The organism is Ensifer sp. 22521 (assembly GCF_052044795.1).
In the GTDB taxonomy this organism is placed as follows: Bacteria; Pseudomonadota; Alphaproteobacteria; order Rhizobiales; family Rhizobiaceae; genus Ensifer.
This window is the reverse complement of the sequence record NZ_JBQENM010000017.1, coordinates 46,113-60,121: the sequence shown is the minus strand read 5'-3', so window position 1 is coordinate 60,121 and position 14,009 is coordinate 46,113. Positions and strand designations below refer to the sequence as shown.

Genomic DNA, 14,009 nt, shown 5'->3' with positions numbered 1-14,009 from the left:
AGGAAAACAGGATGTCAGAACGACGACACCCGGACTTCCGCTTCAGCCAGACGACGATAGAGCCGACGCCTTCGCATGATCGGCCACCAGTCGTAGAGAAATATCTCAACCGCCCGCCAGTTTGCCACCCAACCGAAAATGACGAGGCTTTCGCTGGCGACACGCGAGAATGCGCCTTCGCCCGAGATATTGGTCACGAGCTGACCTGCGATCAAGCTGAATGCGAGGATCGGGACGCCGATGAACAAGGCTCGCCGGCCCTCCCTCAGAAGTTGACGCAACTCGCGACTGGCTTGCTTGGCGCAGCTTTCAAAATTGTAGCGCATCGCGTCCTGGACGACACGTGTGACCGCCGTGTCGACTTCCCCCGGGGGCAACTGCACGACGATTGCAATTGCTCGATCTTTTGGAGCCTCCTCAGCCCATTCGACAATGAAGCGCTCGGCATCCTCGTCCAGGTCCCGCTCATGGAAGGGTGTAGGATCAAGCGAATTGAAGAGCCGAGCCAACTGATCGATGCGGATCAGGATCGTATGGCGCTCGCCGGTTGATGATATCGCGTCCAACGTGCCTGCTCCAGGTCGATTCACTTGGTCGCTGGCAGCGCGGCGGCTCAAGCGTCCTCGTTCAGTGCCCGCCGCACGCGGCGAATGACCACGCCTCGCGCTTTGTCGTCGGCTGCCTTGGCCAATTCCGCTTGCAAGTCGAGTACCAGCGATTGAAAATCGTTGTTCCAGTCCATCCGCCCCGTGCGAAGTGGATCGATGCGTGGTGGGGCGATGCCTTCGGATACTTCGACCGCTCCCTTCGCCTCTAAACGGAATGCAGCATCCAAACGCGGACGTACCACCTTGTCCCCCGGCAGGAATGTCTGGAGCCGTTGCCTCAGCCCCTCCAGAGCCGCATCTTCACCGTGCACCAGGAATACGCCGGCGCCGATCGGCTCGCGCGACCGGACCCATTCTGCAAGCTCCCTGCCATCGGCATGCCCGCTATAGATGTCCAGCTTCCTGATGCGTGCGCGCACGCGAATGTCCTCGCCTTGGATGCGCACTACGGAGGCACCGTCCGCAAGAATACGCCCCAACGTGCCGGCGGCCTGGTAGCCGACGAGGAGTACCGTTCCCTCGTCCCGCCAAAGCCAGTTCCTCAGGCGATGCCTTATGCGACCGGCCTCGCACATTCCACTTGCAGCAATGACAATGTGAAAGCCCTTCATGAAATCGATTGCTTTCGATTGCTCGGGGGTCTCCGTGAAGCGCACGTTCTTTGCTTGCAAAGCCTTGGCAAGCAGATCGCCGTTCTCGAGTTCCCGCGCGTGCCGTCGAAAGACTTCGCTCGCGCGGGTCGCTAAAGGCGAGTCGATGATGATTGGACATTTTTCGATCTTGCCCGTGTCCATCAGGTAGACGAGATCGGTGAGAAGCTCCTGGGTTCGTTCTACCGCGAAGGATGGCACGATCAACGCGCCATTTGGATCGGCGGCTTCCAGCACTTTCGAGCGCAAAATGCTCCGCCTGATTTCGTCGGTGGCGTCCTCCCGTTCGACGTCGCCGTAGGTGCTTTCGCAAACGACATAGTCCCAGCCGGTCGGTGCGGCCGCGTCATATTGAAGAAGCTTGTGTCGGGGACCGATGTCGCCTGAAAAAAGCAATCTGAGGGGGCCCGGGGAGGTGTCCAACTCGACTTCGACTGACGCTGAACCGAGGAGGTGCCCAGCGTTCCAGAACCGAAAGCGTACTCCGTCAGCCGCCCTCTCCCATGTACCGAGGCGCACCTGCCTGAATAGCGTGACCGCGACAGCTGCATCACGAGCGCTGTAAATCGGCGTCACCGGTTGCCGCCCACGCCGGAGGTTCCGGCGGTTGAGTTGATCGACTTCGCTTTCCTGGATATGGGCAGAGTCGGGCAGCATGACAGAGCACAGATCGGTCGTTCCCGGGGTTGCGAAAATCGGACCCCCGTACCCAAGTTTGGCGAGCTTCGGCAAGAGACCGGAGTGGTCGATATGGGCATGCGTCAGGATCACGGCGTCGATGCTGTCGACATCGAAGGGAAACGGACGATAGTTGAGCTCTTTTTCCGTTTTGGATCCTTGGAACAGCCCGCAATCAATAAGAACTCTTGTCGAGCCGAACTCAATCAGTTGGCAGGAACCGGTCACGGTGCCTGCGGCTCCATGAAAGCGAATGAGCGGTTGAGTGATCATCTGCACAAGCCTCATTTTGGTCGTCGAGCCCGAGGCCCCCGGGAACTCGTTGCTTCAACCGCAAGCTCTCTGCTCGCACCGTGGCGCGATCAATCGGCAAGCGTAGCCACGAGAAGTGCCTTGATTGCGGGCATGCGGTTCTCTGCCTGATCGAACACGATCGAGGATTTGGATTCGAAGACACCATCACACACCTCCATGCACTCGACGCCGAAACGTTTGGCGATACGGGCGCCGGCCCCATCTTCCCGCCAGTGCCAGGCGGGTAGACTGTGCATCAGCTTTGTGTGCGGGTTGTCGGTTGCTTCCATTACATTCTCTCTAACGGCAAAGGGCGCAAGCTGCCTCACCCGCTCGGCCCAACGAACGTCTCCCTCGGCAAACCAGGGAGCGGTGCAAATAAAGTCGGCCCCGAGAATGCCGGTACCGACGTGCTCCAGCACGGTTATCTGGCCGCCACTATCCCTTGCCACCGAAGTCACACGTTCGACGAAGGGTGCTTCCGGCCAGAAACTCGGTGGCGAAACGATGCGAAGGTCGATGCCGAGCTTTGAGGACGCCACTGCCAGAGATCGTGCGACGTTGCTGCGTCCATCCCCAAGGAAGGCCACGATCATGTCATTGAGAGGCTTGTCGCTGCATTGCTTCATTGTCACAAGGTCGGCCAAAGTTTGCATGGGGTGTGACTCGTCCGTCATTCCATTGAAGACAGGCACTCGCGCCCATTTGGCGACCTCTTCTACGGCAGCTTGGGAATGCCCGATATATCCGATTGCATCATACAGCCGACCGAGAAAACGAGCGTTGTCCTTGGTCGACTCCCGATGTCGCGTATAACCGGTTGACGGTCCAATCAACGTAACATTCGCACCTTGGTCGTGGGCTGCAACTTCAAAGGCGGCGCGCGCGTGGATCGAATCTCGCTCGCAGACGAGCGCGACGTTCTTGGTGCTCAATTGCCTGACCTCGGTGCCAATCCGCTTCTTTTCCTTCAGATCAGTGGCGAGCCGAAGCAGGAAATGGATTTCCTCGGGGGTTAGGTCACCAAGGGTGAGCAAGCTGCGACCGCGCAGATCGACCGACATGGCTCATACTCCCTATTGAGGCGCTATTTCAGCCAAATAAAAGACAGATATCAGTTGCCGGCATTGATGCTCGTCAATGACGGCTTCCCGGTTCACAGGAAAACTGCCCTCATTGTGAACCGCGCCACCATCCTGGAGAAGAGCCTGCAATCGCACGGCAAAAAGGTCTGGGGCCGCGGGTTGGTTCAATCCGATCCACTCATCGGGAAGGATATCATGGCTTCCGCCTATGTCGTCGCCCCAATCAAAGCAGCACAGGTCGAACGGGCCTACTGTCTCATCGACGCCGCGGGCTACGACATCGGCCTTGATGCATGGCGGCAAATCTGCGCGGCGGCTCTCGCGCGAAAGTACTCCTCCCCCTTTGTCGAGGAGATTGCAGTTGCCGAAAATTCGCTCGGTTACGTCAAAGGTATCGCCATTCTACAGGTGAGTCATCATGAGCGACTGGGACGATACCTCTCCGTTCCGGTTTTTGTCATAGCTAGCGCCGGCGACACGCGTGGCGTCTGCGGTTCCCTGCTCCGATACTTGAGCGCAATGGCGTTCGATAGACATTGCGGCGCCATTCGTGTCGCAACTCTTGCGCCGGATCGATGGCCGGTTGCCAACGGAAGCTGTGATGAGGAGCCCGACGGGATAGTTATCCCGCTGCGCTGAAATCTGCGCGAGCGATCGATGGAGACGGGTAGCCTAAGCGTCCTGTTTCATGGTGCGCGCACTGAACACATAGCCCACTCCGCGGACGGACTTGATCAGTTCGGGGCGGCGCGGATCCCTTTCGATCTTCCGGCGCAATCTCGCTATCTGGGCGTCGATCACACGGTCATAAGCCTCCAGTGACCTGCCACGTGTCAAGTCCATCAACACGTCGCGTTTAAGGACGCGGCCGGCATGTCTCACCAAGGTGCAGAGCATGTCGAACTCCGCCGTCGTCAAGGCGATCTCCCCGCCGTCCTTAGATGTCAACCGACGACAGGCGACGTCGAGACGCAAACCTTCGAAACAAAAGGTCTCGCTCGTTTGGACTTCAGGAACCGATGCGGGAGGCGGCCGCCGACGGCGAAGCGCGCTCCTCACGCGCGCAAGAACTTCGCGAAGGTGGAAGGGCTTCGTGACATAGTCATCAGCTCCGATTTCAAGGCCAACCACACGATCGACCACGTCGTCCCGGCCGGTCAACATGATGATGGGGATGTCGGAATGGGCACGAAGCTCGCGGGCCAGTGACAGCCCATCTTCTCCGGGAAGCCCCAGATCGAGCAAAACGATATCCACATGAGCCTTCTCAAGCTTGTTGCGCATTTCCCGACCATCCCCGGCAAGGGTGACGCGATAGCCTTCCCCTTCGAAATAGCGTGACAACATCTGCCTTATACGTGGATCGTCATCCACGATAAGAACAAGCTCCGGCTCGTTTCGAGCGTTTGCCATAACCTTCCCCGAAGTGCTGTTACATTCCGTCACACTATAGCACCAATTGTTGCAGGCGCGTCGATGCCGGGTCACGCACTTATGTTGAAATCCCCCACTCAGCGTCGGATGGAGGATGCGCGATGACCCTTCAATCAGTTGCTATGCAGGGCGGTCCTGGAGCATTGGAGTGCTCTCTTCCTCCGCCGGAGCTATCGTCGGTCTTCAGTTTCCAACCGATCATCGCGGCTGTGCCGGGCCAAGCACTGTTCTGGGAAGGGGATGATGCCAAATTCGTTTTTCAGGTTGAACACGGTATGCTGCGCGCATTGCGCCTGCTTGCCGATGGCCGTAGGGTTATCGTAGGCTTTCTGCGTCCCGGCGATCTCCTGGGTGTCTCTCTTAAAGACCGCTACGTCTACACGGTCGAAGCGATTACCGAAGTGAGATTGCGGCGGTATCCCCGTCGTCGCTTTGAAGACGAAGTGGCACGCCAACCGCACCTTCGAGCGCAACTCTTTTCCAAGCTATGCGACGAAATGACTGCGGCCCAGGACCAGGCGGTGTTGCTGTCGCGACGCAGCGCCGACGAGAAGGTCGCCAACTTCCTGCTCATGATGGCGAGAGACCGAGACGCCGAACGGACCGATCACGTCGATCTACCGATGACCCGGCTCGACATTGCCGATTACTTGAACATGACCATCGAGACGGTATCTCGCACCATAACGAAATTCGCGAGCAACGGTGTCATCGCTGCGCCCGACCGGCGCTCGATCATAGTCTTGAAAAAGCATATGCTTCAATCGATCGCGGATGGTGAGGATTGCGATCTTCGTCCGGCTGCGATGTCTAACAGGATGGGGCGAAGCTGCTTCGCTTGAGCACGTGGCGGTTGATGATGACGCAAACGACGGTCGGCAAAATCGTTAGTCTCCTTGAGGACGCGAACCTGATCGTGCATGAGACTAGCGGAAAGATCAGTCACTGGAGCAAAGGCTGCGAGCGACTATACGGTTGGCCACGGGCTGAAGCGCAAGGTGAACTGATCCACCACCTGCTCGCCACGACATTTCCAGAGCCCGTCAAAAACATCCGCAAGAAGGTTGAACGACACGGGTCATGGTCCGGCGAACTGGCACAAAAGCGCAAGGATGGAAGCAAGGTCTTCGTTGCGAGCCGCTGGGTCGGTCTTCCAAACGGTGAAAGCGATCTTATCGTGCAGATAGACAGCGATATCACCAACTTGAAACACGCCCAGGCCGATCTTGTTTCGCGAGAGGCCCATCTTCGGTCGATCCTTGAGACGGTGCCCGAAGCAATGGTGGTGATTGACGAGATGGGGCTGATCACTTCTTTCAGCGCGGCGGCGGAACGATTGTTCGGCTTCACCGAGAGCGAGGTGCGCGGCGCGAACGTGAAGATGCTGATGCCGTCTCCGCACCGCGACGCGCACGATCGCTACTTGAATAACTATCTGCGCACCGGCGAGCGTCGGATCATCGGAATAGGGCGAGTTGTGACGGGCAGGCGCAAGGACGGTACAACCTTCCCTATGGAATTGTCCGTCGGAGAAGCCCGGTCAGCCGGGGGCCGGATCTTTACCGGCTTCATTCGGGACCTGACCAGCCGCCAACGTATCGATGAGGAGTTGCGTCAGGCACAGAAAATGGAGGCGGTCGGGCAACTTACCGGCGGACTCGCGCACGACTTTAACAATCTGCTGACGGTCATAACCGGCAACCTCGAGATGATCGAGGCGCGCCTCGAGGATCAAGACCTTAGGCAGCTTTTGCAAGAAGCACAGGCCGCAACCGACGACGGCGCAAAGCTTACAGCGCAACTGCTCGCCTTTGGCCGGCGTCAACCCCTTGCTCCAAAACTCGTCGACGTGGGCGGTCTCATCGGCAATTTCGCGAATCTTCTGGGGCGAACGCTGGGCGAAACGGTGGAACTGTCGACATTGGTTCGTGGCTCTGACAACATTGTACTCGTCGATGTCCCGCAACTTCAAAACACTCTTCTGAACCTTGCGCTGAATGCGCGCGATGCAATGCGAGGGGGCGGACGGCTCACGATCGAGGTGTCGAAGACGAGCCTCGATCAGGACTACGTGCTTATGTTTCCAGATGCCCGGATGGGACACTATATCCTCGTTACCGTCAGTGATACGGGGGTCGGCATGTCGGAAGATGTCAGACGCCGCGCATTTGAGCCCTTTTTTACGACCAAAGCGACCGGAGCGGGAAGCGGGCTCGGTCTCAGCATGGTTTATGGCTTCGTCAAGCAGTCAGGCGGCCATGTCCAACTTTACAGCGAACCTGGCCACGGCACCAGCGTACGGCTTTTCTTACCGGCGGCGAAAGGAATATCGCCGGCCGACGAGGAAAACTGGCCGAAGGATCCTCAAGCCGAGCCCATACCACACGGACACGAGACCATTCTCGTAGTCGAGGACGACGCCCGCGTCCGCCGCGTTGTGGTAGCGCGTCTTTTAAACGCCGGTTATGGGGTCGTCGAGGCCGAGACAGGCGCCGAAGCCCTTCAGCTCCTCGCAGACCACCCGGAGATTTCCCTTGTGTTTACGGACATGGTCATGCCTGGCGGGATGACCGGTAACGAGCTCGCCCAGCACGTTCGCAGATTCCGCCCGGAGATGAAGATACTCGTAACGTCGGGTTACGCGGCCCCGAGCCTCGCAGAAGAAAGGCTGCCCGAAGGTGCTTCGTGGCTGCTTAAACCCTATACGGCGAGAAAACTCGCAAAGCGACTTCGCGAACTGCTCGACTGATGCCGTCGCCTGGATCTCGTACGTTCAGCAAACCAGGCTGATCTGTCTGCATGCGGCACAAGTCACGGTATTGTGGATGGAGGGAGGAGACAGGAGATCGCCGCGATGACGGTTCGCAATCCTCACTACGTGGAAATGATCCACGACCTGTTCCTGCATCGTCCCCTTCATGGAAATTTTCCACTTTTCGAAATGCGCGAGGCTTTGGCCGAACAGCTATCCTGCGGTATTGCACTGTTTCGACCTCGATCCAGCCCATCCGAACTAGCCGCGCCAGCGGCAGACGATGGTCGCGAAATGCTGAGTTCCCGAGAATGGGTCTTTGATTGCCGTCAATGCCGTTTGTAAGACCGTGCGTAGATTGGCTGATAGCCCAAACATCAATTCGGGAGATCGAGCAATGACATACAAGACTGTCCTACTGGTTGCTGATGCCGAAAACTATGATATCGATCTGAGAACCGCGGCAGATCTTTGCGTGGCAGGGAACGCGCACCTGTCCGTTTTTCTTGTGAAGCTTGCCGCCCCTGTGCCCCTCGGTGACTTCGCGGCGATGTCGGTCGCGTGGCTGGACGTGCGCGCCGGCGATACCGAGAAACTCGGCGACGCCGTTATGAGTTCCCGCGCAACTCTGGAAGCACTTGGCATCTCGTTTGATGTCCACGGGAGCTACCCTGAGGAAGCGTGGGCGGAGGATGAGATCGGAGAGCGGGCACGGTACGCTGACGTGACGTTGATCGGGACAAGCCTCAAGGCGAGTTCGCGGCTTCGCTCGCACGCGATTGAGGGTGCGCTATTTCGCTCGGGCCACCCGGTCCTTCTATCTGGCAACCGCCAATCGGTGACGCTTGCACCGAAAAGGATCCTCCTTGCATGGAACTCCACTATCGAGGCCACAAGAGCCGCACGCGAAGCGCTCGAAATGATGAAGACCGCCGACTGCGTCAACGTTGTGCTGGTCGATCCCAAGGCTGTGCCGGCGAGGAACGGGGAAGAACCGGGGGCGGATGTTGCGACCTACCTCGCTAGGCACGGCATCAAGGTCACCGTGGACAGGCTTCCGAGCGCGGGGCGCCAGGTCAACGTGGTGCTCTTGCAGCATGCGCTGGACACCGCGGCGGACCTTATCGTCATGGGCGCCTATGGCCATTCACGTGTTCGCGAACGCATGTTCGGGGGCGTTACCAAGGCGATGATCGAGTCCCCGGCAGTGCCGGTGTTGATGGTTCATTGAGCCACCAGAACAAAAAAACAACAGGTGCGCCGTCTCGAGCGGCGCACCTTTTCAGTTGCAAGTCTCACTTGCACAACACGCCCTCCCAGTCATTTCGAGTATATCGATACTGAAGAAGAGGTGCGGGTAGTGGCCGGACACTTCTTGCGGAGCCGGCTTCAGGCCGCCTGGCTCCCACCAGTTTACTCTCTTTTCGAGAAGCGACCAGGCGTGCAGGTACTCCCGGTGCCACTGACCGGTCGGGGCAAGTTCCTGATAACGCCCGTAGATCACGACGCTCTTCCATTCGCCTCCCGAACTTGCATCTATCTGCAAGCAGACATTGGGATTCTTGCGCATCCAGTCGATCTTTCGTCCGGGCATAGAAAATGCGTAGAGGCAGTTCCCGGAGTAGGCATATGTGATTGGGACAACGTAGGGCTTGTCGTCCAGGCAACAGGCAAGGCGCGCCACATGGCCTTCCTGAACGACACTGCTGCAGTCGTGGCGGGACATTTCCTTGACGATCATGATCCACCTCCTTGAACCCATCTCTCGAAATTAAGTCTTCGAGTGTCGCCGCGCTTTGACGCCCCTCAAAGACCGATGGTTGATGATGGAGCACACTCTTGGCGCAAACCGGACGAGGAGACCTTTGGAGGTGACCCCCATGAGCGACATCAGTTTACGACAGGATATTCTCGACGAACTCGAGTATGAGCCCAGCATTGACGCCGCAAACATCGGCGTAACGGTTGAGAAAGGGATCGTGACCCTGACCGGTCATGTCCACAGCTTTGCCGAAAAGCACGCCGCTGAGCACGTTGCTCAACGAGTTAAGGGCGTACGCGCGATTGCGGAGGAAATCGCCGTGCGGCTGCCCGCGCACAAGAAGGCCGCCGATGACGAAATCGCAAGCCGTGTCTTGAAAATTCTCGACTGGGGCGCGGCTATTTCCGAACCAAACGATATAAAGGTCAAGGTGGAGCAAGGGTTCGTCACTCTTGTCGGCACCGTTGACTGGCATTTCCAACGCTCTGCGGCCGAACACTCTATACACCAACTCTCCGGGATAACGGGCATCGATAATCAGTTGAGAATTCGACCGATGATGGATGTCGTCGACATCCGGCATGGCATCAAGGAGGCCTTGAGGCGCAATGCCGAAATCGAGGCCGAAGACATAGAGGTCGAAGTCTCCGGTAGCCACGTGACCTTGCGGGGGAAAGTCCAAAGCCCGCGTGAGCGCATCACGGCCGAGCAGGCTGCCTGGTCCGCAAAAGGAGTGAGCGGCGTAACGGACTACCTGACAGTTTCCGATAAATAGGACCCTTCGATTTTTGCCAAAAGGGGTCCATGATGTCCGATACGATGCCCCCGAGCCTCGCTCGGCATGAGGAGGATGCCAGCGTCAATACCGGGCTGACGAGCGGGGAAGCCCACACCCGACTGTCAAAATACGGCTCAAACGCCCTGCCCGAACCGAGGGCAGGGTCGCTGGCCGTAACTTTCGTGCGCCAGTTCCGTAGTCCACTGATCTACATTCTGTTGGCCGCGGTGTTGGTGTCGCTTCTTCTAGGCGATTTGAGGGACGCTTTCTTTATTGGGATCGTACTTGTTGCAAACGCCATCGTCGGGACCATTCAGGAACACTCTGCCAGCCAGGCAGCATTGGCGTTGCGCAAACTCGAGCAACGGAAAGCCAGCGTTGTGCGAGACGGGCATTTGGTCGAGCTCGACACACGACTGATCGTGCCGGGCGACCTAGTCGCTCTGGAATCCGGCGGACGCGTGCCAGCAGACATGCGACTAACCGTGGTTGACGGTCTATTTTGTGATGAGTCCTTGTTAACAGGCGAGTCGTCGCCAGTTAGAAAGTCGCCAGCTCCGGTTTCCATCACAGGCGACGAGCAACGACGCCACATGGTATACGCTGGTACCCTCGTCACACGCGGCCGCGCACGTGGCGTGGTCGACGCGACGGGCAAGAACAGCGAGATCGGCAAGATCGCAAGCGACATCGGGAAGGCGCCCCTTGCGAAATCGCCGTTGCTGATCCGGCTTGAGGGCTTTTCGAAACTCATTGCCTTGGTCGTCGCAATCGTCGTGGTCTTGCTGATACTTGTCGGGGCCGCCCGCGACATGCCGCTGAGCGATCTGTTCATGATGGCCGTCGGGCTGGCCGTGAGCGCAATCCCCGAGGGCCTCCCGATCGCGATCTCGGTCGCCTTGGCGATCAGCATGCGTCGGATGGCCAAGAAACACGTCATCATTCGCCGCATGCCCGCCGTGGAAGCACTTGGGTCATGCACGATAATCGCAACCGACAAGACCGGAACACTGACGCTTAATGAGTTGACGGTCACCGACATTCGCCTACCCGATGGAACCGACCTTTTCTGTGACACGCATGCCGATATCGAGTCCTGTCACATCCGCGGGAAAGACACGTCCCCGGACCAGGCGCGTGATCGGGCGACCGCCCTTCTTCGAGCTGCCTCGCTGCCGAATGAAGGATCGCTCGTAAGAGGTGAAGATGGGTGGACCACTGTTGGCGACACGGTCGATGTCGCGCTGCTGGCCGCCGCACACAAGGCGGGCCTGCCGCGAGAGTCAATTGAGGATAACTATCCTCTGGTTGCCCGAATCCCCTATGAGCCGGAGATCAAATATGCCGCATCATTTCATCGACATGGCGACGTGCTGCGCATCTTCGTGAAGGGAGCGGCCGAAACCCTCATCGCAATGTCGGACCGAATGGAGATGAACGGCCGTGCGGTAACGATCGACCGCGACAGGCTCTTGCATCAGAAGGAAGAAATGGCGGCCCGGGGTCTGCGTGTACTGGCTTTTGCAGAAGGCGAAACCGCCATGGAAGATAGTGGCGGATTCGGCCGCCATCTCCTTGTCGATCTGGTCTTTCTGGGGCTCGTCGGCATGCGGGATCCAATCAGACCGGAAGTGCCCGAAGCCATCCGCAACTGCCAAGGCGCAGGCGTTCAGGTGGTCATGCTCACCGGGGACGATCCTAAGACCGCCTCGGCGATCGCCGCTGATGCGGGCCTCACCTTCACGATAGATCAGGTCGTCACTGGCGAAGAGGTAAGCCTGGCCGAGGAGCGAGGGTACGCAAGCCTCGACGCGCTCGCCCGCCGGGGCCGCATCTATGCACGCATCGCTCCCTCGCAGAAACTGGCGATCGTTCGCGCGCTTTCGCGCAACGGACACTTCGTCGCCGTCACGGGTGACGGGGTCAACGATGCGCCTGCACTGAAGCACGCGCATATCGGTGTGGCAATGGGGCGCAAGGGCACGGACGTCGCCAAGGAGAGCGCCGATATTATCATCACGGACGACAATTTCGCGTCAATTGTCAGTGCCATCAAGGAAGGTCGCGTCGCCTACGCCAATATCCGCAAAGTCATCTTCATGCTCGCTTCCACGGGATCGGCGGAACTCGTGCTGTTTCTTTTGGCCGCCGCCCTGGCACTGCCGATGCCGCTCCTCCCGGTGCAACTCCTCTGGCTCAATCTTGTCACGAACGGCATCCAGGACGTCGCTCTTGCAAGCGAAGGACCTGAGGGCGACGAACTCTCACGCGCCCCGCGCAGGCCGAATGAGCCAATATTCGATTGGGTGATGATCCGCCGTCTCTGCCAGACAACGCTTGTCATGGGAGGCGGAGGTCTCGCGATGTTCTACCTCGCTCTCCAACAAGGCCACAGTGAAAGCGATGCCCGCAACATGCTCTTGCTACTGCTTGTTCTCTTCGAGAATTTCCAGACCTTTGCAAGCCGATCGGAACGAAAATCCGTGCTCGCGCTCGGCGTATTTGGCAACCCGCTCCTGCTCTTCTGCATTGCCGCAGCCTTGGGTCTCCACATCATCGCCATGCATGTTCCGCTTGTCAGTATTACCCTTCAGGTTTCGCCGATGGAACCGGCTGAGTGGGCGATACTTCTCACTGCCGCCTCTTCTGTCCTTTTCACCATGGAATTCGACAAATGGCGGCTCCGTGGCAAATCTACTGCATAGTCAAGAAATAGGCGCTTACGCCGGCTGCTGCGGCAACAAGCGAGACGAGGCCGAGTGGCACCCAGTATCCTGCTGTACCGGATAGGATCGCCACGAATATTCGGCCCCCGGCATTGACGAGCGCGGCTGCCAGCACGGCGGCGCCGACAGTTGGCAAGGGCATTGCTCCGCCAACGGAGCGTAATGCGGTCAGTACGGCAACGTCGACGTCGAAGATGCCAGATGCCGCCGAAATGCCAATCAGGCTGTTGTTGCCAATCCTCGCCACCACTGCGGCGCCAAGTGTCGCCGTGGCGGCAAAAAGACTGGCAAAGATAAGGAGCGGCATAAGTTCAAAGGGATTTCGGGCATCGACGTCTTTACCTGCATCGGGCGCCCTTTTTATCATCAAAAGGCTCCCGCACACGACGAATACGACACCTGCCGTCAGCAACGGTGGCACTACGAGCGGAAGAAGCCGCGGTGATAGTGCAAGGACGATAACGAGTACGCGCAACAATGAAATAGCCGCAGCGACACTTGCCGCGCCTGCCAGCGGGCGAGCCGGCTCCCCGGCGCGCACTTTCTGTCCAAAGCTTGCCGTGACAGCAGTAGAGGAGACAATCGCGCCCGTAAGACCGCTGACAAGAAGCCCGCGCGTCGATCCCAGTAAGCGAGTTGCAACATATCCAGCGAAGGAGATAGTGGCGCTCAGAACCGTGAGAAACCACACCTCGCGGGGATTGAAGCCGCCCCAGGGGTCGATCGTCTGGTTCGGCAGAAGCGGCAATACGATGGCAGTCATCACCGCAAGAACGAGAGCGGAACGCAGTTCCGGCCAGGTTAGGCGCTTGAGGAGATTGTGAAGAAGCTCTCTGCTTGCAAGTACCGCTGCAAGTGCGGCTCCCCCGGCAGCTGCTGCCTTGTAGTCGCCCGCAACCGCCAGCCCGCCCAGGGAAAAAACGCACAATCCGGCGACGACACTGGTCACGCTGAAATCTTCATCGCGCCGAGCCTCACGTAACTTGAACCAGGTCAAGCTCATCGTGAAACCCAGCAGACCCGCAGCAAAAACGAACGGGTTCTGCTGGGTTTCCGACATGGCCGCGATGATACCGCCAAGCAGGCCGGAAATCCCGAAGGTTCGAATGCCGGCAGTTCGGCTGCCTTCCGGCGCATCCCTCTCGCGCCATCCCCGCTCCAACCCGACGAGGAGTCCAATTGCGAGTGCGAGCCCCAGACGAAGGATAAGCGTTTCCATTTTGCACTGCTCCAAGGGTCCTA

General features: G+C 58.7%; 12 protein-coding genes. 6 read left to right on the top strand and 6 right to left on the bottom strand.

Going from position 1 to position 14,009, the window contains the following annotated elements; genetic code table 11:
- Positions 1 to 14 precede the first annotated feature (14 nt).
- The 3 genes from ACTJKE_RS23880 to argF all read right to left on the bottom strand — a co-directional run bounded on the left by ACTJKE_RS23880 (position 15) and on the right by argF (position 3,294).
- The gene (locus ACTJKE_RS23880; RefSeq protein ID WP_440692592.1) at positions 15 to 617 is read right to left on the bottom strand and encodes a hypothetical protein; all 603 of its coding nucleotides are present in this window, start codon (positions 615 to 617) and stop codon (positions 15 to 17) included.
- Complete coding sequence (locus ACTJKE_RS23875; RefSeq protein WP_058327692.1) at positions 614 to 2,209, bottom strand: MBL fold metallo-hydrolase; 1,596 nt, start codon at positions 2,207 to 2,209, stop codon at positions 614 to 616. The genes ACTJKE_RS23880 and ACTJKE_RS23875 overlap by 4 nt, the downstream gene beginning before the upstream one ends.
- An 89-nt stretch (positions 2,210 to 2,298) precedes the next feature.
- Entirely contained in the window at positions 2,299 to 3,294 is a 996-nt protein-coding gene (gene argF / locus ACTJKE_RS23870; RefSeq protein ID WP_058327693.1) for an ornithine carbamoyltransferase, read from the bottom strand.
- 54 nt (positions 3,295 to 3,348) lie between these two features.
- On the opposite strand from argF, the gene ACTJKE_RS23865 reads away from it, so the two are divergent.
- A complete protein-coding gene (locus ACTJKE_RS23865) occupies positions 3,349 to 3,954 on the top strand; it encodes a hypothetical protein (RefSeq protein WP_245296130.1) in 606 nt (201 codons plus the stop codon).
- Between the two features lie 33 nt (positions 3,955 to 3,987).
- On the opposite strand, the gene ACTJKE_RS23860 is transcribed toward ACTJKE_RS23865, so the two are convergent.
- On the bottom strand, positions 3,988 to 4,728 hold the full coding sequence (locus tag ACTJKE_RS23860) for a response regulator (RefSeq protein ID WP_058327695.1): 741 nt from the start codon (positions 4,726 to 4,728) through the stop codon (positions 3,988 to 3,990).
- Between the two features lie 122 nt (positions 4,729 to 4,850).
- On the opposite strand from ACTJKE_RS23860, the gene ACTJKE_RS23855 reads away from it, so the two are divergent.
- The 3 genes from ACTJKE_RS23855 (at position 4,851) to ACTJKE_RS23845 (ending at position 8,732) form a co-directional block, all read left to right on the top strand.
- The gene (locus ACTJKE_RS23855; protein WP_058327696.1) at positions 4,851 to 5,591 is read left to right on the top strand and encodes a Crp/Fnr family transcriptional regulator; all 741 of its coding nucleotides are present in this window, start codon (positions 4,851 to 4,853) and stop codon (positions 5,589 to 5,591) included.
- A 17-nt stretch (positions 5,592 to 5,608) separates the two neighbouring features.
- Positions 5,609 to 7,498, top strand: a complete 1,890-nt coding sequence (locus ACTJKE_RS23850; protein WP_058327733.1) for a PAS domain S-box protein — start codon at positions 5,609 to 5,611, stop codon at positions 7,496 to 7,498.
- A gap of 400 nt (positions 7,499 to 7,898) precedes the next feature.
- Entirely contained in the window at positions 7,899 to 8,732 is an 834-nt protein-coding gene (locus tag ACTJKE_RS23845) for a universal stress protein (RefSeq protein WP_058327697.1), read from the top strand.
- A gap of 51 nt (positions 8,733 to 8,783) precedes the next feature.
- Here the strand turns inward: ACTJKE_RS23845 and ACTJKE_RS23840 are convergent, their stop codons facing one another.
- Positions 8,784 to 9,242 (bottom strand): pyridoxamine 5'-phosphate oxidase family protein, encoded by a 459-nt coding sequence (locus ACTJKE_RS23840; RefSeq protein WP_058327698.1) that lies wholly within the window; start codon positions 9,240 to 9,242, stop codon positions 8,784 to 8,786.
- Between the two features lie 139 nt (positions 9,243 to 9,381).
- Here ACTJKE_RS23840 and ACTJKE_RS23835 point away from each other — a divergent pair, with 139 nt between their 5' ends.
- Entirely contained in the window at positions 9,382 to 10,038 is a 657-nt protein-coding gene (locus tag ACTJKE_RS23835; protein WP_058327734.1) for a BON domain-containing protein, read from the top strand.
- A gap of 32 nt (positions 10,039 to 10,070) precedes the next feature.
- Entirely contained in the window at positions 10,071 to 12,746 is a 2,676-nt protein-coding gene (locus ACTJKE_RS23830) for a cation-translocating P-type ATPase (protein WP_440692588.1), read from the top strand.
- On the opposite strand, the gene ACTJKE_RS23825 is transcribed toward ACTJKE_RS23830, so the two are convergent.
- Positions 12,736 to 13,986, bottom strand: coding sequence for an MgtC/SapB family protein (locus ACTJKE_RS23825; protein ID WP_058327699.1), 1,251 nt, complete (start codon positions 13,984 to 13,986; stop codon positions 12,736 to 12,738). The genes ACTJKE_RS23830 and ACTJKE_RS23825 overlap by 11 nt on opposite strands.
- Positions 13,987 to 14,009: the final 23 nt, after the last annotated feature.

Bases quoted from the DNA above. Each gene is read 5' to 3' on its own strand.
- ACTJKE_RS23860 (WP_058327695.1), bottom strand. From the start codon at position 4,728: ATGGCAAACGCTCGAAACGAGCCGGAGCTTGTTCTTATCGTGGATGAC.
- ACTJKE_RS23855 (WP_058327696.1), top strand. From the start codon at position 4,851: ATGACCCTTCAATCAGTTGCTATGCAGGGCGGTCCTGGAGCATTGGAG.
- argF (WP_058327693.1), bottom strand. From the start codon at position 3,294: ATGTCGGTCGATCTGCGCGGTCGCAGCTTGCTCACCCTTGGTGACCTA.
- ACTJKE_RS23830 (WP_440692588.1), top strand. From the start codon at position 10,071: ATGTCCGATACGATGCCCCCGAGCCTCGCTCGGCATGAGGAGGATGCC.
- ACTJKE_RS23875 (WP_058327692.1), bottom strand. From the start codon at position 2,209: ATGATCACTCAACCGCTCATTCGCTTTCATGGAGCCGCAGGCACCGTG.
- ACTJKE_RS23825 (WP_058327699.1), bottom strand. From the start codon at position 13,986: ATGGAAACGCTTATCCTTCGTCTGGGGCTCGCACTCGCAATTGGACTC.
- ACTJKE_RS23835 (WP_058327734.1), top strand. From the start codon at position 9,382: ATGAGCGACATCAGTTTACGACAGGATATTCTCGACGAACTCGAGTAT.
- ACTJKE_RS23840 (WP_058327698.1), bottom strand. From the start codon at position 9,242: ATGATCGTCAAGGAAATGTCCCGCCACGACTGCAGCAGTGTCGTTCAG.
- ACTJKE_RS23850 (WP_058327733.1), top strand. From the start codon at position 5,609: ATGACGCAAACGACGGTCGGCAAAATCGTTAGTCTCCTTGAGGACGCG.
- ACTJKE_RS23845 (WP_058327697.1), top strand. From the start codon at position 7,899: ATGACATACAAGACTGTCCTACTGGTTGCTGATGCCGAAAACTATGAT.